Raw genomic sequence first — 18,609 nt, forward strand, 5'->3', positions numbered from 1 at the left:
TTTAGATTTTTGATTGAATAAACTCTTGCATCTCGTGAACTATCTCTTCAATACTTCGTTCACCAGATATAACTTTTAAAATGCCTTTTTGCATATAAAAATCTCTGATCTGAGGTAATGGTTCCATATAAATTTTCATACGGTTGTTAAAGACTTCGTTGTTGTCATCTTCACCTCTGGCGCGTCCAAGTACTCTTTCTCTGGCTGTCTCTTCGCTTACCTCTACCTCAATAACACTGGAGAGTTCAATGTCTTTATGTTTTTGCAGGTAGGTATCAAGTGCAAGCATCTGCTCTACACTTCTTGGATAGCCGTCGATGATAATTATGTCAGTCGGAGAAGATTTTATAGCATTGATAATCGTCTCAATGACAATATTTATAGGAACAATTTCGCCTTTTGAGATATATTTGTGTATCTCTTTGCCCCGTTCACTCCCGCTCTCTACTTCGGCTCGCAGCATATCACCGGTAGAGTAGTGTGTTATATTGGCATTGTTTTTGGCTATTAGTTCGGCATCTGTAGTTTTACCGGAGCCTGGAGCTCCGATAATAAGAAAGAGTTTTTTTGTATGCGACATAATATTATGCCTTTGTTTGTTCACGCAGGCGTATATGTAAGTCACGCAGTTGTGCATTGTCAACAGGACTTGGTGCTTTAGTTAACAAACAAGAGGCTTTTTGTGTTTTAGGAAAGGCAATAACATCACGAATGCTTGTTTTTTTCGTTAAAAGCATAATGAGTCTGTCGAATCCTAAAGCAAAACCACCGTGTGGAGGTGCACCAAATTTAAGAGCATCTAAAAGGAAACCGAATTTTTCCTGCGCCTCTTCTTCTTCAATACCAAGGAGCTTAAAGACCTCTTCTTGTATCTCTTCTTTGTGGATACGAATAGACCCGCCACCAAGTTCTGTACCGTTTAAAACGATGTCATAGGCGATAGACTCTATCTCTTCTACATCATCTTTATCTGTATCTTTTGGCATTGTAAATGGATGGTGCAGTGCTTTTACGCGACCGTCTTCGACTTCAAACATTGGAAAATCAACAACCCATACAAATTCAAAAGCATTTTCGTCTATCAGATTCATTTTTTCATGCTCGGCAATGAAGTTTCTGAATCTTCCCATGTAATCCCATACCGTTTTTTTGTCACCTGCACCAAAGAAAACAACATCACCGACTTCAAGTTCGGTTCTTTCAATGATAAGCGCTATGTCTTCTTCTGAGAAAAACTTAGTCAGAGGACCTTTGAGCCCGTCTTCTTTCATCTGGAAATATCCGAGACCATGCGCACCAAATTTACGGACATACTCTTCAAAAGATTTCATTTCACGTTTTGAAAATATCAGATCAGCACCTGGAACTTTGAGTGCTTTAATACGGTTTACATGTGGTTTTTTTGCAATATTTGTAAAGATTTCATTGTCACATCGCTCAAAAATGTCTATGACGTCTACCATTTTAAGGTCATAACGCAAATCCGGTTTGTCAGAGCCGTATAATTCCATAGCATCTTTATATGTAATACGGTTAAAAGGAGGCTTGATTGCAACACCACAGGCATCAAACATTGCCACAAGCAGATCTTCGGCTATTTTCATAACATCTTCTTGGTTACAAAAACTCATCTCAACATCTATCTGCGTAAATTCAGGCTGACGGTCTGCCCGCAAGTCTTCATCACGGAAACATTTTGCGATTTGAAAGTATCTGTCAAATCCGCCAACCATCAAGAGCTGTTTGAAAAGCTGCGGTGATTGTGGAAGTGCATAAAACTCACCGTTATGGACACGGGAAGGGACTAAATAATCTCTTGCACCTTCGGGAGTTGATTTTGTCAAAATCGGTGTTTCAACTTCCAAAAATCCGTTTTTATCCAAAATGTTTCTTGCCGCAATCGCTGCTTTTGAACGCAGGCGAAAAACTTCATACATATCAGGATCGCGAAGTTCCAAGTAACGGTATTTGAGTCTTGTCTCTTCACCGACATTTTTATCGCCAATGACAAAAGGAGTAGGAGCAGATTTGTTTTCTATAATCAGTTCTTTTACAACAATTTCAATAGCACCGGTTTTCAAACGGGGATTTGTCAAACCTTCTCCGCGAAGACGAACGGTTCCTTTGACTATTAAAACATATTCATCACGGACATTGTTCGCAACTTTATGCGCTTCTTCGGAATCCTCAGGGTCACATGTAAGCTGAATAAGCCCTGTTTTGTCACGCAAATCTATGAAAATAATTCCACCGTGGTCGCGATAATTATTCGCCCAGCCGGTAAGAACGACATCTTCTCCAACATTTGTTTCATTTAAATCTGTACAGTAATGAGTTCTCAAAATATAGAGTCCTATATAAATAATTTTCGCGATTATACCTAAATATAGTATAATTAACAAAATTATTATACAAATGAGCAATTTTGAAAACAAATACAATTAAAAAAGTCGGTGTTGTTTTACGACCGTCCACTCCTGAACTCAAAGAGAGCTATTTTAAGCTTGAAAAAATTTTTAACAAACATAACATAGAAGTAATTATAGACAGTATCAGCGGGGGCATGATAGGTGTTATGGGGATGGAATTTGAATACCTGTGTGAAAATTCAGATATCCTTGTAACGCTTGGAGGAGACGGAACACTTATATCGACTGTCAGACGCTCTTTCCGGCATGATGTGCCGATATTTGGCATTTATGCCGGTTCTCTCGGATTTTTGGCAGATATCAACCTCAACGAATTGGAAGAGTTTGTAGCAAATCTGGTTGCAGGCAATTACAGAGTGGATGAAAGATCTATTTTGGAGGCCCAGTTTATACAAAACAACAAAGAAGTTGTTCTTTATGCCTTTAATGACATTGTTATCACACGGGCTTCCGTTTCGAATATGATACATGTAGAGACATTGGTCGATTCAAAAGCATTCAATACCTATTATGGTGACGGTGTGATAGTGGCTACTCCGACAGGCTCAACTGCATACAATCTTTCAGCAGGAGGTCCTGTTTTGTTTCCTTTGACAAATGTTTTTGCCCTGACTCCAATATGTCCGCATTCATTGACACAAAGGCCTGTGGTTTTACCGGGGAAATTCTCCATAGAGATGAAAACACCAAAAGACAAAGCATTGCTTATAATAGACGGACAGGACAAGCATGAACTCGAAATCGGACAGAGTATACATATAAAACTGGCCAAAAAAAGAGTCAAACTCATTCACAGAGACGAATTCAACTATTTTGATGTGTTAAAAGAAAAACTGCACTGGGGTGACTAGTCTATATTGATACTGGATGAACTGTCAGAATTCTTTTTAATCATTCTTTTTATCTGCTCAGCTGTATAAATTTTTTGCTGAGGGTTTTCATTAAGCAGATCAAATCTTATTTGTATGGTAAGTTTGCCGAGTGCTTCTCCCAACTGTTGGTCATCATTGCTAAGTGTTCCGTCTTTGGAAAGTACTGAAAGGACTTTTAGGAAGTTGTTGTATTCATTGAGAACAGCAGGTGAGGCAAAAATGGCAAGTCTGTGTGTCACAAATCGCAGTTTTGTTATCTCTTTGTCAGTCAGAAGAGACTGTTCTGACATGTTCTCCATCAAGTCCAGAAGTCTTTCGTAGGTTGCCGCTTTTAAATCAAGAAATTTAATATTCTGTTCTTTTTCTATTTCAACTTCTGTCTGTTTGTTCAGCAGCAGGGCGGTTATAAAAACTGTTGCAATGGTACCAAGAATGATGAGAACAATCTCCTGGGTAAAAGGAGTGCTGTCAGTCACTTTGTATGCATAACGCAGATAGGCATAGCCGGCAATGAGCGTTATAAATGTCAGAAGAAGATAGAGGAGTTTTTTTGTATAGTTGTTCATGTAACAATCTGCCTTTAAAAATAATACGATAATTGTATCTAAATCAAATAAAGATATAATAAGAGCATGAAAACATTAATACATTATTTACTTGCTATATTTCTTTTGCAAAGCTCTCTTTTGGCACACCAAAACCATGCTGTTGTTTTGCAGTACCATCGATTTGATGAAGGCAGATACCCCTCTACGAGTATATCTATAGAACTTTTTACCCAACAGATACAATACCTGGCAGACAACAACTATACCGTCTGGCCATTTTCTAAAACAGTAAAATATTTGCTACAAAAAAAAGAGCTTCCGGATAAAACGGTTTCTATAACTATAGATGACGGATATCGCAGTGTCTATACAAAAGCCTATCCTTTGTTGAAAAAATACAAATTTCCTTTTACTGTATTTGTCAATTCTGTTCCTGTTGTGCATGAATCTGTGCATTATTTGACCTGGGATGAGATGAGAGAGATGGGAAAATATGGTGCAGAGTATGCAAATCATACCTATTCGCATCAGTTTTTAGTGCGTGATGGCATAAAGGATCCCAAAAATTATAAAAAACATGTTACAAAAGAGATAGAGTTGTGTGAGGTGAAAATCGAAAAAGAACTGGGTAAAAAAGTATGTACAAATCCAAAAATACTAGCCTATCCTTTTGGCGAATATGATGTGAAACTTATGCAGTTGGTCAAAAATTTAGGCTACATTGGTGTGGCACAAAATTCAGGTCCGATTTCAGACAAGAGCAACTTTATGGCTTTGACACGGTTTCCAATGTCGGGAGGTTTTGGCGAGATGAAACAGTTTGTACTGAAAATCAATACGCTTCCTTTGCCCTTAGAGGCTGTTTCAAGCGAGGAAACACTGGTGACACAGGCGAACAATCCCCCTGTTTTAATCTTAACACTGCAAAATCCTTTAAAAGATTTACAGTGTTTTACCGCAGAGGGGGAAAAAATACAAATGCAGTGGCTGGATGAAAAAACTGTGAAAGTAGCATCAATCCAACCTTTGCTCTATCCTCGAAACCATTATACATGTACCGCCCATGCACAGGGAGATGCATGGTACTGGTACAGCCACTTGTGGGTTGTTTTGAAGTAAAACTACTTTGTAAATGCGGCACTCATATAACCGACTACCTGTGACTTGTCTCCGCTGGCATCAGCACTGGTTCTGTAATCGAGCAGTGTCGGTTTCAGACCGTTTTGTGCTGCTGCAATCAGCATCGCTTCCACGCCTATAATTCCGCAGGCTTCACAGCCCTGATGCAACTCAGCAGGATTGAGATTGGCTATGGCATCAAGACAAATGGTATCAAGAGTTTTTGCCTTTTCAATGTCATAATAGTGGCTCAAATCCGTACTGATAACAACAACAGTATCTTCATCTTCTAACAAATACTCAATAACTTTTGCCAAATTGGCCGGATTTTCATTTCCATAGACAAGTTCCACAACAGAAGCTTCCGGCAGATAGTTTTTAACAAAGGGCATCTGCACTTCTGTTGAGTGCTCTGCATGGGCATCCGGCTGAAAATGCAGGCCAAATTTTTCTATCAATGCATCGGCAAGCTTTTTATCTATAGGTAGGTTTCCAAGTGGTGTTTCATAGCTGTCATATTCGGCAACACTTGTGCCGTTTAAATAAACACGATGGCTGGGCCCTATAACTACCACACGTTTTGCATGGGAGTTTTTTAGTAACCTAAAGGCTATATTTGCCGTAAATGCAGAGTAAATATACCCTGCATGAGGGACAATAATAGCCCTTGGCTTTACATGTAACACTGATTCATCTTTAATGGACTTATCTATTATTTTATTGTAATGCGCGAACATTTTTTGTATTTCTTCTTTGCTTGCGGGATAAAACTGCCCCGCAACCGCATCTTTTCTTGTACTCATTTCCATACTCCTTCTATAGCTCGTTTGCATTTTGGACAATGTCCGTCAACGAGAGAATTTTTTGTGACTGCATAGCCTGTTCTGTCTATAAGTAACGTACCGCAATCCGGACAGTATGTATCACCGTGGACGGGAACATTGCCCATATAAACATACAATAAACCTGCTTTTTTTGCTATATCACTAGCACGCTGCAGTGTCTGTAGTGTTGTATATTCATGGTCCTGCATTTTATAGTCAGGATGAAAAGCACTTAAATGCCAGGGTACATGTACGCCGAGATCATTGGCAATAAATGATGCCATTGCTTCGAGGTCTTCGTTAGAATCATTTTCACCTTCTATCAGTAAGGTTGTAACTTCAACCCAAATGCCTTCTTTGACCATGCCTCTGAGTGTCTCTTTGACAGCCTCAAGTCCGCCTTTTAGAACCTTTTTGTAGTAGGCATCGTCCCAGCTTTTAAGATCAACATTGGCAGCATCAAGCCACGAGGCCATATCTTTGACAACTTCCGGGGTTTCAAATCCGTTTGTGACAAAAATATTTTTTAGACCTTTTTGCCTTGCTATAACGCCGATATCTTTGGCATATGGGTAGAATATAGTCGGTTCATTGTAAGTATAGGCGATGGAAGAAGCACCATTTTCTATGGCTAAATCAACCATTTTTTCAGGTGAGATGTATACACTTTCATCAACTGTGTGCTCTTGTGAAATTTGCCAGTTTTGGCAAAACGGGCATTTAAAATTACATCCGACTGTTCCAAAAGAGAGTGCAGTCGTCCCTGGTAAGAGATGATACAATGGTTTTTTCTCTACAGGGTCAACATTTAAGGCACTTGGATGCCCATAAACAAGTGTCTTAAGTTCCCCATTTTCATTTTTATTGACTCCACATACACCGACTTGCCCCTCTTTCATCTGGCAGTAGTGTTGGCATAACATACATATAATTTTTTCTTTTTCTGGTATTGTTTTATAATAATTCATATTAGTCTCCTACAGTTAAGTCTCTTTATTGTAGGAGACTCAACTATTGGATATTTTAGCCAAATTATCAAAAAAAGTCAAATATGTTTTTTTTAGTTATTGAATTTATAAAAGTACCGCATTCCTATATCACTCATCTGTTCGTTATATGCTAAATAATATTTAATTTTTTTGTTTTGAGATAAAAATGTAAGAACATTTTCATGAAAATAGTGCTTTAAAAGAAGTTGTATATGATCTGTTTGTTTACATGTAACGGCAGCTGTGCACAAAAGGACAATAAAAGGTTTTGCTCCAAGTTCTCTGTTTTCTTTATTTGCACGCATTGCATCACGAAGCTGTGTCTCTATGCTCCATTGCCTAGTTTTGTTTTTTTGGAGAGATTGTTCTATAAACGCATCTGTACACTCATTTGCAGGTACACTTTGCAGTGAAATCATCGTCTCAATATGATCAACACTTACTAGTCGTTTCCAAAAATCCTGTTCTCTTTTTGCTGCATAATTAAGATTTTTGGTATCGCTGTTAAGGGCGACTATATCAACATTTCGTATTGTTGCTTTATTGCTGTCACTCTTTCTGTTTTCATTGATCAGCGCAACGGGGTAATCTTTTTTATAGATTATTTCCGTAGAGCCTGCATGTTTTACTATGTAGTCTTTTAATATTTCTTTATTACATGTATTGCTTGCTGCTGCTGTATCTGCAAGATTTTTGAGTATTTTTTGCATTAGTTGTATTCCTTACTTAAAAACTTTTGAAGTATTTTTGAACATATATTTTAACTTCTTTGAGTAAAAGTCACCTTGATATAATAGTTTAAAAGGAAATTATATGTTAAAAAATAAGAAATCTTCGATAAAAGGTGCATTTTTGGGTGCGCTTGTTGGTGATGCTTTGTGTCTGGGTTCGCATTACGAGTATGACGCACAAAAAATATACAAAGCATACGGAAACAAACCGATAGAAAAATTTATGAGTCCGGGTGAGATGATGGGCGGACAGACACATGGTATAGGTTGGGGAGAACGCAATTATCATCCCGGGAAAAAAGCAGGAGGAACGACTGACTATGGTGATTACAATATAGTCATTTTAGAGCATCTCGCAGCTACAGCCAATCCGCCAAGAGAATTTGATGTCGCCGCATTGCTGCCACACTGGATGAACCGCTTGGAAAACGGGTGGGGTTCATGGATTTGTACAATGACAAAAGAGACTTATGCACAAGTGAAACAGGGCATGCCGGTTGAGCGTTTGGGTGGAGGTTCCAATGCCACAGCCATCCGTCATGTTGCGGCACATGCCTACTATAATGATGAAGAAACACTTGCCCGTGTTGCGCGCCAGACAATGTTTACACATCGTCATCCCGAAGCACTTGAGGGGGGCGAATTTTTTGCCAGAGTTACGCACCGGGTTATTAACGGTTCTACTCCACGTGATGCCATTGAAACAGTGGCAGTACAGATGGGAGGCTTTATACAAAACAAGGTGGTGCAGGCAATAGCAAAACACAAAGAAGCAACAGATGAAAACAGTGAACTTTCAAAAGAGCAGTTTTGTGATGATTTGGCACTGACATCTATGGCAAAACTCTGGGATGTAGGAAGAAGCGAACCTATAAAAGTAGGTAAAGCTTCTCCCACACAGGGAACTTTACCGGGTTCTGTCTATTTTATACTGAAATATGCTGATGAACAGGATGGACTCAATAAAGCCTTGGCGGCAAATGCAATGGTTGGCGGAGACAATGCTTCACGAGCAATTGCCATAGGAATGGTACTTGGTGCATACTTTGGAGTAGATGCAATTAATTCTCAATGGAGGGAAACTCTTGATCAATGGGAATATTGCGAAAAACTTTTAGAGACACTGCCTCTTTTACAAGAAGTGTAAAGTTCGGTTTTGTCATAAAATTTGCTATACTTCTACTTCAAAAATTTGACAGTTTTTCGGAAACTAGGTTTTAACCTAGTCCTTAGTCTTTTAAGACGTATAGCCAGACTAAAGTCTGGTTGCCGAAAAACATTAATTTAAATTCGTTTTGAATGATTTTGGAAAAAAGGATGTACAATAAAATTCCAAAGTGAAATTACAAGAAATAACCTTACAGTTTTAATGACTTTGTTTTATGAAAAAGCCATAGAAGATGCCATACTGGGCCCTTATTTTATTCATGAACTTGGAGATGATATGCAAAGTGAAGAGTGGGTTGAGCATATTGATCTTTTGGCTGATTTTTGGTTGGCCAAGATGCTTGGTGAAAAAACCTATAAAGGGAACTTTATAGGTGCACACATTAAACTTCCCCAAATCAGCAGAGAAAGTTTTGACAGATGGCTGAAACTTTTCTCTTTGAGTGTTGATGCAGTCTATGTGCCTGAGATTACCGAAGTTTTTAAGAAAAAAGCAACCTTGTTCTCTCAACAGTTTATAAACAATACATTAAAAATCTAAATAAATGCTGTTTCAAATTTTTGACTAAAATCCATAACATTATCCGGACTGATATTATTATTTTGTAAAAAAGCAATAATCGCTTTTTTGTTTACTTGTTCTTTGGTACTACTCATTTCTTTTCCTTTGTTTAAATTTAGGCTCAGTCATGATGAACATGAAAGTCCGATGTTTTTGTACTCTTGCGGTGTTTCTTGTGCAAAATGTTCAAATTCCGGCAACTCATCATAAGGATTTCTTGCAATATCCAAAAGTGTCTGTACCATTGAAAAATCGCCTTTTTGCGCAAGTTCTATAGCTTTTTGAAGCATATAGTTCTTTAAGATGTATTTTGGATTGGCTTTGAGCATGGCCTTGTTCCTTTGTGCAGATGAGCGTTTTTCTTTTTCAAGACGCTTGTCATAGAGTTTTAACCAGTTGTCTATGGCTACAGGATTCATCGCAATATCATAAAGATCTGACCTGTTGCCATTGTAATGGCTGAGGGTTCTGTAAAACTGGGTGTGATCCACATAGGCATCCTGCAATGCTCCGACAAGTTCTTCTATGAGTGTAAAATCTTCTTCAAGCACCTCTTGCAGTCCGAGTTTTTTACGCATTTCATGCAGATATGCATTTGGATAAAGAGACGCTCCATACTCATCAAGCTTTTTTTGCATTCTCTCTTTACAAATGAGAGGAGAGAGGGCTTTTGACAATTTGGTAAGATTCCAGTAGGAGATATTTGGCTGTTGGTCATAGCTGTATCTTCCAACACGGTCTTTGTGATTGCAGACATAGTTATAGTTGAAATCATCAAGCATAGAAAAAGGACCGTAATCAATTGTTAACCCTTCTATAGACATATTGTCCGTATTCATGACTCCATGACAAAAACCGACAGCCTGCCATTTTGCAGTGGTAGTTGCAGTTTTTTGAAGAATTTCACAAAACATTTGAAAAAAACGGTCTTCATCATCTTTTAAATGAGGAAATGATTCGGCAATAACATATTCGGCAAGGGCTTCAAGTTTTGTGTATTGCTTGGTATAGTAAAAGTTTTCAAAAGAGCCGAAGCGTATCCAGCTTGTTGCCATACGCATTACAATGGCTGCCTCTTCCATCGTATCGCGAAGAATCTTTGTTTTTGATCCGATAATCCCAAAAGCACGTGTTGTCGGAATCTCTAAATGGTGCATCGCCTCACTCATGAGGTATTCCCGTATGGAAGAACGCAAAGCTGCTCTGCCGTCTGCCATACGGGAGTAGAGTGTTTCACCGCTGCCTTTGAGCTGGAGATTCCATCCATTGATACTTCCTAAGTTACATGCTCTTCCATCTCCAAGCCAGGGGTTGTAATGTCCGAACTGGTGACCCGCATAGCACATGGAAAACGGACGGGAACCTTTTGGCAAGAAGGTACCATTGAGCAGTGGAACAAAAGAGGGATCATCGCCGGCATCAGTATCAAGACCAATGAGTTTGGCAGCTGCATCATTAAAGCTTACCAAACAGGGGTCTTGTAGTGGCTGAGGATCATGAAAGCTGTAAAAATCACTCTCGAGTGAAAGGTAGGGTGTCTGTAAAATCATATCATTAAGTTTCATAGAACAATATTACATGCAGAGGGCTAAAAAGAGGGCAGTATTCAGGATTTACTTTCTTATTTTTTGTGCCAGCTAAGGAAAAGAATTATATAATATTTTCTTAAGAGCACCTCTAAAGAAGAAGGAAATAAATTTTGACAGATGAAAAAACTGCTATATACTTTAAAGTGACACCTGCGCAAAAAGAGACGATAGATTTAAGAGCACAGGAAAACGGTTTTGATGATATTCATACATATTTAAAAGTTGTGGCACTTAGAGCACAGACCTTCAGTATCTCGGATGCAGGCTTGTCTGCAGAAGAGCCTACGGTAGAACTTGGATTCAGTGTAAATAAACTGCAAAAAGAGATACTTGAGGAAAAAGCGCAAGAAAGCGGGGCAAAAGAGCTTACAGAATTTTTAATTTATGTTGCACTGCACGGAGTAGTGACATCAGTCATAGAAATACGCTCAACCGGAAAGCTTGATTCGATGCTCGAGCGTATTATGGCAAGTAAAAGGAGATAACAGTATGCTGATTAAACCGCATGAGGTACAACAGGTAAGCAATGAAGTGATTAATATGCTTCATGATGAGGAAATTGAGATTATTAACAGTTTTTATGATGCAGTCGTAGCAAAAGATATAGAAAAAATTGATGAGCTTTTTAAAGTTGTTTTGTTTGATGTTGAAGACCATTTTCAGACAGAAGAAGAGATGATGAAACAAAATAATTATACCAATTACCAAGTTCACAAGAATGATCATGATACAATGAGAGAAAAGATTGCAAAGTTTTTTGAAAGATGGCTTGTTTTAAAAGGTCCTCTTGAGCTGCAGGATTTTTTAGAAACTGATTTTAAAAAGTGGCTGGTTTTACATGTATCCAAATGGGATTCAGAGATGGCCTTACATTTGGGACATGCAATGTAAGTCTTATTTTTTCAGATACGGATTCATGTCTGAAATTGCGTCAAGCGCCTGTTCGAGTTGCTCAGGGGTCAATAAAAAAGTATTGACCCCTGCATCAATCAATCCACCGATTTTTTCTTCATCATTCGCAAGAACCAGGGCAACCTGCACCTGTTCTGGTTTCATCTGCTTTGTCTGTTTTATAAAAACTGTTCCCTCCAACGGGTCTGTTGTTATATCATTAATGACAATATCATAGGTATTTGCATAAATCAGCTTTAAGGCCTGATGTCTGTTGCGTGCTATATCTGTTTTGTTAAAATATTGAGACAATGTTGTACTGTCTGCTTTTAAAACTGTTTTTTCATCCTGTATAAAAAGTATATTCCATTTTTTATGCATTGGAGCCCTTTAGTGTGATAATCTTGTTTTTAATATGGTATCGAGTTCATCTTCATAAATAATCTCTTTTTCAAGAAGAAGAGATGCGAGTTCTTCGATAATATTCCAGTGTTCATCAATAAAATTTTTAATATTTTTCTCACTCTCATTCATCCATCTTTCAAGTGCCTTGTCGATTTTTGTATGGTAGTGCTCTGTATCTTTACTGACACTGCTTCCTTTTTGTGCATCCATAATTCCGTTGATATTAATGTAGCCGACTTCTGCGTCCATTCCATAATGTGCTATTGCCTTATAGGCATCATGCGTAGCCTGTTGCAGGTCATTTAACGCACCGGAATTCATTCCGTCACTGCTGCCAAAACGCTTAATCTGTGAGGTTCTGCCTGCCAGAGAAACCAATATTCTGTTTTTAAAATCTTTGACAGTCATATTGTCCTGAATTTCATTATAATCATTGGAAATAAAATGTTCATTGTTGTCTCTTGGTGTCAAACTTATATGTTCTATGTGTATGTGAGGCATCAGTATTTTAGAAGCAACTGCACGCCCCGCTTCATAAACCGCTGTCTCTTCAAATATCTGCTCCGCAGAGAGATAGGTCTGTTTTTCTCCATATTTAATGGCATTTATCTGCTCAACTAGGATTTCCTGTGTTATAGCAGGCAGTCCGTGACGCAGACAGTAAAATGATGCTTCTTTGCTTAACAGTTCAAGTTGTGAACCGGTAAATCCTGCAGTGTGCATAAGCAGTCTGTTCATATCAAAAGAACCGCTTGAAGGTTTGTTTTGTATGATTTTATTTAAAAAATATTCTCTGGCATCTTTGTCAAGGTTGTTGACTTCAATATGTATTTCAATACGACCCGGTCTGATGATTGCACTGTCAATATTGTCTTTATAGTTGGTTGCAGCGATGACAAAAATATTTTCACCTTTTGTATCTGAAAAACCATCTATTTCTGAAAGAAGTTTATTAATTGGGATCTCTTTTCCGTTATTTCCACCGCGCTTACCGATGGTGTCAATTTCATCTATAAAGACTATAGCAGGTGCATACTCTTTTGCTTTAGCGAAAATTTGTTTTGTTTTTACCGGGTCAAGAAGTTCAAGTCCGGTTACAGCGATGAAAGGCAACTCTGCTTCTTTTGCAAAGGCTTTTGCCAGCATTGTTTTTCCTGTTCCCGGCGGTCCGTAAAGCAGCATACCTTTTGGCGGTGCAACATCAAAACTCTCAAGAAGTTTGGGCTCTTTAAAAAAGTTAATCACCTCTTGAAGTCTCTGTTTTGCTTTATAATGTCCTGCAATATCATCAAAAGAAACGTTTGGAATGTCAAAAACCAATCCGTCTTCACTGAAGTCTTTGATTTTTGTCACCTGTTTAAATCGAATGTTGAAAATTTTATAGTTTATCACGCCCCGTTTGCTGGTAATAGCATCTTCGACATCAAGTGTAATGTTTTTTCTGAAAAGTTCTTTGACAAGGGTTTCATCTTCTATAAGAGGATCAATCGTTTCTTTGAGGTAGTTGATACAGCTTTTAGAAATGGAGATTTTAATTTTATTAAATTCGCTTGTTTTAATACCTGAATCCATTATATATGCTGTTATTCTGTCAAAAAAAGTGGTGCTGACTTTGTCTTTGATGCGTCTGGCATCGAGTTCCGGTGCAAAGTTCAGAATCTGTGTTTTCAAAAAATCTTCGAAGTTCTCTTCAACTGAAAACTCAATGTTGTATCTTTCTTTGAAGCCGTCTTTATACTGCAAAAAGACTTTTTTTGCAATATTCGCATAGGCATCGTAGTTGAGTTTGTTAAAAAGACAGATATTTGCCTGCGAAAACCTGGAAACCAATTCCGGTAAAATTGCTTCCTGCCAACCACCGCTTCTGCTGTCCCTTTTTCTTTCACGTCTAATGGCTTCCAGAATCATAGATTCAGCCTGAATATAATCCTGTTTTACAAGCTCTTTAAAGCGGTTGTCAAGATAAAGCTCTTTTCCAAGACTTGTAGTGATGATAAAAATTGCCTGTGTAAAATCAACCATATAGTTGGCGTTTTCTTCGTTGTATATAATGTCCGGATCTTCACTGCAGGGAGCATCGGTAACTTTGTCCCATCCACAGCCGTCACGCAATTGACCGCCTTCAAATATACCAAGAAGGTTGCTTTGAATGATGTTGTCACATTTTTCAAAAGCATCAAGTACTATAATCGCTTTGGGGTTTCTGTGTACAAAACCTGTCAGTTGACCGACACCGTAACCTTTCCATCCTGCAGGATAGCCATAAAGTTCACCACCGTTTTGTTGATGGTATTGTGTCATATCAAACTTCATGATTTTATATTTTGGCAGATGTTCACTCATAAGCTCAGCCAAAAAAGTTTTTCCGGTTGCAGGAGAACCCAAAAAGAGGTAAGTGGCTTTAGGCGCTTTTTTGTTTTCGCTTATATCATTTTTCATACTGTTGACGACAGTATTTATGGCCTGTTCCTGTCCGAAAAGTTCTTTTGAAAGTTTTTCTTTTAGAGTTCTTGCAAGCTCTATATTGTTGTTTGCTTGCACAATCGGTTCTTTGTCTTCCTGCACCAATTTTTTGGCATATTTGTCTTCAATGATTTTTTCATGTTTTTCTACTGCTGCCTGGGCTAGTTCTGCTAAACTCGGTTTGTTCTTTTCTTCTTTGTCCATAGCTGCTTGGGCTAACTCTTTTAAATTTGGCATATTCTCATCTTTTCTTGATATAATATTTTTTAATTTGTGTATATTACTGAATTGTTGTTGAGCCTAAACATAAGATTAAAGGCAGGGGGTAAAAGAGAAAGGCAAATTAAAGCTAGCAGCCAAAAGGGGCTCCAATAGCTTTAAATCACTGGGTTGCAAAGAGGTTTTTACTGTGCACCAAACTGGCGAGAGTCCATTTCAGACATAAACGTTTCTAGAGAAAACGTAATATAGTTTGCCAGGTCTTCAGGAGTTTTTTCAAGGTCATTTAATGTTAAAGGCACAATCTGAATATGTGAGTCAGTACCATTTACAGCATATGTAAATTGAATATACGGACCTTTTGCCTCATCATGTCCTTTGACATTTTCTGTAACCAAAACACCAGGAATAAAATAATCAACTGTTACATCAGGATTCACCTGAACCTTGTCAACAAGTTCCACCACTTTTTTTAATTTTTTTACTTGTTCTTCTACCATAATGACACTCCTCGTAATTTGTATCAGCTTTATAGCCAATTTTTATATTATAACAGACAGCATGGTAGTAAAATAAAACAAACTGAAAATATAAGAATTAGATTAATTATTTTATTTAAGACTGTAAAAAGATTATCATTATCATTTGAAATAAAATTTAGCTATACTTTTATGATTAAAAACTAGGAGAGTGTATGCTTTATGATACCGTAGACAGAGCTAAAGTAGAAGAGATGGTGCACCGGTTCTATGCTGATGTACTCAAAGATGATATTTTAAGCCCTTATTTTACAAAAGCACTGGGAAGTGACCTCAAGAGTGGAAAATGGCATGAACATTTAAATACATTAATTGGGTTTTGGCTGCTGATGATGAATGCAGAAATTGGTTACAAGGGTGATCCTTTTCCTCCGCATGCATTTTTGGGGCAGATGTACAGAGAAACATTTGAACGTTGGCTGATGCTTTTTAAAAATGTTGTTGATACTATGTTTACTCCTGAAATTGCTCAAAGGTTTTACAAAAAAGCAGATATTTTAGCCGAACAGTTTATTGAAAATTTAGATATAGATGAAGAAGAGGAGGAGGAAGAGTAGATGAGTGAACAGGCAAAAATATTAGAAGAAATGCAGCAACTGGTTATGCAAATTCTTAAAACCGGTACAGCCACTGTAGAAGAGGGCGACAGACTTGATGAACTTGAAGAACAAATGCTCAAACAAAAATGCTACAGGCCGACTGATACTCAAAACAGTGCAAATCAGGGTGAAGAGATTGCAGAACTCTTTTTTAACAATGATATGACAGGTGCAATAAATAAAATGATAGAGTATGACATTACGCCAGAAGATTTTTTCGGATTTGCAGCCTATCATTTTGAGGATGAGCCTCGCGTAGGAATGTTTACAAAATCATTTATTGATAATGTAAACACAACTTATAAATCCAGGTCTTAAACAACGAAGTTAAAATAGATAAACTCTATTTTAACTTTGAAGCAATATCTTTGACAGCATCACTTGCGTGATTGAATGCAAGGGCAATACTCCCCTGATCCGTAACAACATCACCAATAGTATAAAGACCTTTTACATTTGTCTCAAAAGTTTTTTCATCATATACCGGAACATCCCATTCCCCTGTTTTAACACCTGAGTTTACAAGGATATCTTTTGGAGTAGTACCGCCAAGTGCATAGACTGCTCTGTCATATTCACCGGTAGTTCCATCTGTAAAATTTACTTTGATTGCTCTTTCTGTACCCGGTTCAACACTTGCAACATCTACACCGAGTTTATTGATAAGTTTGCCGTTGTCAAGGTACTTCATACACATTTGTGTATTGATTGGATTCATTCTTTTTATTTCAGCCTGTCTGTAGTTGAGTGTTACAACACAGTCTTCCATACCTTCCATTTCTATTAAACCATAGGCATACTCACCGGCGGTATCTCCACCACCGACTATCATTACATGTTCACCGTTTTGAACTTTGGAAAGGTTGAAGTTAAGGACACTTTTGAGTTCTTTGGGAAATTTGTATTTTGGTTTGTTAGGTTTCCCCATGCGACCAACCGAAAGAATGACATTTTTTGCTCTCATATTTTCAAGAGCTTCAGCTATGCCGTCTGTAGCATAAACAATTGAAAAAAGTCCATCTTCCTCTTTTTCAATTCTAATGATTTCATGGTTATATTCAAACTTGTCCAATACGCCGGCTTCACTTAACTTATCATTCATTTGTTGGATATAGTCTTCTTTTGAACACTCTTCAAAAGTAACATTGCCGGTAAATTCAAACTTGATTCCCATCCAGTCTTTATCTACTCTTTTGCCTTTTTTGTAAAACTTGTGAATCATATCATTATGATGCGGTGCCTTGTCTATAACCATAACATTTTCGATACCGGCCAGTTTTGCTTCTATAGCAGCTGCCATTCCGCCAGGACCTGCACCTATTATTGCCAGGTCTACTGTCTTTGGATTATTTTGCGCCATTTATTTCCCCTTTTTGTCGTAAAATTCAGGCCGTAGTATAGTAAAATTCAGGAAAATATTCTTGTTAATATCTGTTTATGTTGTTTTTTTAATATATTTTTAAAATATCCTTAGTTTTTAAAGGATTTATTCCACTCTGCTTGGATGCTCTGAAACAATTTTTCGAACCTCTTCATGCGCATCTTTGCTTAATTTTTCCAGTATATCAAGTGGTGTAATCGGATTTTTTGCAACGGCTGCCCGTACATTTTCATCTTCGTCTTTGCTGAGTTTGTTTAATATCTCCGGTGTTGTACTTGGATTTACCGCTATAGAGATCTTTACAAAAACATCATTGTGACTGCTGAGTCTGTCCAGTATGTCAACAGGGGTATTTGCATTGCCGGCTACCCATGATACAACTTCTGTATCTTCACTGAGTGCAATGAGTGTTGCAACATTAGTATTTGGGTGTTCTGCCACAAATTCACGAACAAACGGGCTGTCGTCTTTACTCAGTTTGTCTAAAGTCTCAGAAGCTGTATTGATATGTGCAGCAACTCTTGCGCGTACAAACTGGTTTTCATCTTCACTTAATTTATCCAATGCTTCCGTGGATGTCTCTGGGTTGTTTGCCAGTGCTCTGCGAACATTCTCGTCACTGCTTTGTATCGATTCTAATTCTTCTTGTGTTATCATTTTTGCTGTTACCTTCATAATAATATGGTTTTTGATTTCATGAATTGTAGCTATAAGTCTCTTAAAAGCTCAGTCACAAGAAAATGGAAACTTTTTTTCTAAGTTATTCATCAAGTCTTTCTCTCTTTGTGATGTGACATTCTTTTTCAAATACTCCCAGAACTCTTTTGCTGCACTGACAACCCTGAGCCACTCTTCATCCTGCAGTATTTCCTGAGGATTTGCATCCGGTTCCATATAAAAGGCTGCAAGTTGATGAAACTTTTTTGCATGATCAGCCTCTTGTTTGGAAACATTTGCATGCCGGACAGCTTTTTCGTAAGCGTCGTCGAGTGCTAATATCTCAAAATAGGCACTTATACATTCATCAAAGGAAGAAGACCACACTTCATCTTCAGGCCATTTGGCCGTTTGGGGATAGACCCATGCCATCTCTTGGAGTTTGAGATTTGAAAATTCAAAGATTGTCGTTATCCAGTAGAGCCGCCATCTTTGTTTAAGTTCGACATCACTGATATCATCCTGCAGATTTGCCATGAGCATAGTACTCTCCTTTGGTAGGGTTTTATAAGTTGAATCTTACCCTTTCTTGTCTTAAGCCTAAAGAGGTTAAAATTCAGTAAAT

Annotated in this window: 21 protein-coding genes; 8 read left to right on the plus strand and 13 right to left on the minus strand. The window is 37.9% G+C overall.

The features are described from left to right. Position 1 precedes the first annotated feature (1 nt). Positions 2-580, minus strand: coding sequence for an adenylate kinase (locus tag LCX93_RS06085; protein ID WP_226069353.1), 579 nt, complete (start codon positions 578-580; stop codon positions 2-4). A 4-nt stretch (positions 581-584) separates the two neighbouring features. Continuing rightward, the gene (gene aspS, locus LCX93_RS06090) at positions 585-2,342 is read right to left on the minus strand and encodes an aspartate--tRNA ligase (protein WP_226069354.1); all 1,758 of its coding nucleotides are present in this window, start codon (positions 2,340-2,342) and stop codon (positions 585-587) included. Between the two features lie 83 nt (positions 2,343-2,425). On the opposite strand from aspS, the gene LCX93_RS06095 reads away from it, so the two are divergent. Next, entirely contained in the window at positions 2,426-3,280 is an 855-nt protein-coding gene (locus LCX93_RS06095) for an NAD(+)/NADH kinase (protein ID WP_193151826.1), read from the plus strand. Here LCX93_RS06095 and LCX93_RS06100 read toward each other — a convergent pair. Further along, a complete protein-coding gene (locus tag LCX93_RS06100; protein ID WP_193151827.1) occupies positions 3,277-3,867 on the minus strand; it encodes a hypothetical protein in 591 nt (196 codons plus the stop codon). The two genes, LCX93_RS06095 and LCX93_RS06100, sit on opposite strands and share 4 nt — an antisense overlap. 66 nt (positions 3,868-3,933) lie before the next feature. Here LCX93_RS06100 and LCX93_RS06105 point away from each other — a divergent pair, with 66 nt between their 5' ends. Continuing rightward, positions 3,934-4,968 carry a polysaccharide deacetylase family protein gene (locus tag LCX93_RS06105; protein WP_226069355.1) on the plus strand — a complete coding sequence of 345 codons (1,035 nt, stop codon included), beginning with the start codon at positions 3,934-3,936 and terminating at the stop codon, positions 4,966-4,968. Positions 4,969-4,970: 2 nt separating this feature from the next. Here LCX93_RS06105 and amrB read toward each other — a convergent pair whose 3' ends face one another. From amrB to LCX93_RS06120, 3 genes are all read right to left on the minus strand, one after another. Further along, positions 4,971-5,771 (minus strand): AmmeMemoRadiSam system protein B, encoded by an 801-nt coding sequence (gene amrB, locus LCX93_RS06110; protein ID WP_226069356.1) that lies wholly within the window; start codon positions 5,769-5,771, stop codon positions 4,971-4,973. Next, a complete protein-coding gene (gene amrS, locus LCX93_RS06115; RefSeq protein ID WP_226069357.1) occupies positions 5,768-6,760 on the minus strand; it encodes an AmmeMemoRadiSam system radical SAM enzyme in 993 nt (330 codons plus the stop codon). The genes amrB and amrS overlap by 4 nt, the downstream gene beginning before the upstream one ends. 92 nt (positions 6,761-6,852) lie before the next feature. Next, on the minus strand, positions 6,853-7,491 hold the full coding sequence (locus tag LCX93_RS06120; RefSeq protein ID WP_226069358.1) for a hypothetical protein: 639 nt from the start codon (positions 7,489-7,491) through the stop codon (positions 6,853-6,855). A 103-nt stretch (positions 7,492-7,594) separates the two neighbouring features. On the opposite strand from LCX93_RS06120, the gene LCX93_RS06125 reads away from it, so the two are divergent. Together LCX93_RS06125 and LCX93_RS06130 are read left to right on the plus strand one after the other, a co-directional pair. Further along, positions 7,595-8,659 carry an ADP-ribosylglycohydrolase family protein gene (locus LCX93_RS06125; RefSeq protein WP_226069359.1) on the plus strand — a complete coding sequence of 355 codons (1,065 nt, stop codon included), beginning with the start codon at positions 7,595-7,597 and terminating at the stop codon, positions 8,657-8,659. A gap of 222 nt (positions 8,660-8,881) precedes the next feature. Further along, positions 8,882-9,220 carry a group III truncated hemoglobin gene (locus tag LCX93_RS06130; RefSeq protein ID WP_226069360.1) on the plus strand — a complete coding sequence of 113 codons (339 nt, stop codon included), beginning with the start codon at positions 8,882-8,884 and terminating at the stop codon, positions 9,218-9,220. A 146-nt stretch (positions 9,221-9,366) separates the two neighbouring features. Here the strand turns inward: LCX93_RS06130 and LCX93_RS06135 are convergent, their stop codons facing one another. Then, positions 9,367-10,806 carry a protein adenylyltransferase SelO gene (locus tag LCX93_RS06135; protein ID WP_226069361.1) on the minus strand — a complete coding sequence of 480 codons (1,440 nt, stop codon included), beginning with the start codon at positions 10,804-10,806 and terminating at the stop codon, positions 9,367-9,369. A 134-nt stretch (positions 10,807-10,940) separates the two neighbouring features. Between LCX93_RS06135 and LCX93_RS06140 the strand changes: the two genes are divergently transcribed. Next, positions 10,941-11,315, plus strand: a complete 375-nt coding sequence (locus tag LCX93_RS06140) for a hypothetical protein (protein WP_226069362.1) — start codon at positions 10,941-10,943, stop codon at positions 11,313-11,315. A gap of 4 nt (positions 11,316-11,319) precedes the next feature. Continuing rightward, complete coding sequence (locus tag LCX93_RS06145) at positions 11,320-11,721, plus strand: bacteriohemerythrin (RefSeq protein ID WP_226069363.1); 402 nt, start codon at positions 11,320-11,322, stop codon at positions 11,719-11,721. Between the two features lie 3 nt (positions 11,722-11,724). Here the strand turns inward: LCX93_RS06145 and LCX93_RS06150 are convergent, their stop codons facing one another. From LCX93_RS06150 to LCX93_RS06160, 3 genes are all read right to left on the minus strand, one after another. Continuing rightward, on the minus strand, positions 11,725-12,102 hold the full coding sequence (locus tag LCX93_RS06150; RefSeq protein ID WP_226069364.1) for a response regulator: 378 nt from the start codon (positions 12,100-12,102) through the stop codon (positions 11,725-11,727). Positions 12,103-12,111: 9 nt separating this feature from the next. Continuing rightward, positions 12,112-14,826: an AAA family ATPase gene (locus LCX93_RS06155; RefSeq protein WP_226069365.1), complete on the minus strand. Its 2,715-nt coding sequence runs from the start codon at positions 14,824-14,826 to the stop codon at positions 12,112-12,114. A gap of 167 nt (positions 14,827-14,993) precedes the next feature. Continuing rightward, entirely contained in the window at positions 14,994-15,308 is a 315-nt protein-coding gene (locus tag LCX93_RS06160) for a hypothetical protein (RefSeq protein WP_226069366.1), read from the minus strand. Between the two features lie 194 nt (positions 15,309-15,502). Between LCX93_RS06160 and LCX93_RS06165 the strand changes: the two genes are divergently transcribed. Both LCX93_RS06165 and LCX93_RS06170 read left to right on the plus strand, forming a co-directional pair. Continuing rightward, positions 15,503-15,904, plus strand: a complete 402-nt coding sequence (locus LCX93_RS06165) for a group III truncated hemoglobin (RefSeq protein WP_226069367.1) — start codon at positions 15,503-15,505, stop codon at positions 15,902-15,904. Then, entirely contained in the window at positions 15,905-16,264 is a 360-nt protein-coding gene (locus LCX93_RS06170; protein ID WP_226069368.1) for a hypothetical protein, read from the plus strand. 25 nt (positions 16,265-16,289) lie between these two features. Here LCX93_RS06170 and LCX93_RS06175 read toward each other — a convergent pair whose 3' ends face one another. The 3 genes from LCX93_RS06175 to LCX93_RS06185 all read right to left on the minus strand — a co-directional run bounded on the left by LCX93_RS06175 (position 16,290) and on the right by LCX93_RS06185 (position 18,527). Continuing rightward, the gene (locus LCX93_RS06175; protein ID WP_193151841.1) at positions 16,290-17,306 is read right to left on the minus strand and encodes an NAD(P)-binding domain-containing protein; all 1,017 of its coding nucleotides are present in this window, start codon (positions 17,304-17,306) and stop codon (positions 16,290-16,292) included. A 126-nt stretch (positions 17,307-17,432) separates the two neighbouring features. Continuing rightward, on the minus strand, positions 17,433-18,002 hold the full coding sequence (locus LCX93_RS06180; RefSeq protein ID WP_226069369.1) for a hypothetical protein: 570 nt from the start codon (positions 18,000-18,002) through the stop codon (positions 17,433-17,435). Between the two features lie 51 nt (positions 18,003-18,053). Next, on the minus strand, positions 18,054-18,527 hold the full coding sequence (locus LCX93_RS06185) for a hypothetical protein (protein WP_226069370.1): 474 nt from the start codon (positions 18,525-18,527) through the stop codon (positions 18,054-18,056). Positions 18,528-18,609: the final 82 nt, after the last annotated feature.

The sequence above is a fragment of the Sulfurimonas sp. SWIR-19 genome (assembly GCF_020410885.1).
GTDB classification, from domain to species: Bacteria; Campylobacterota; Campylobacteria; order Campylobacterales; family Sulfurimonadaceae; genus Sulfurimonas; species Sulfurimonas sediminis.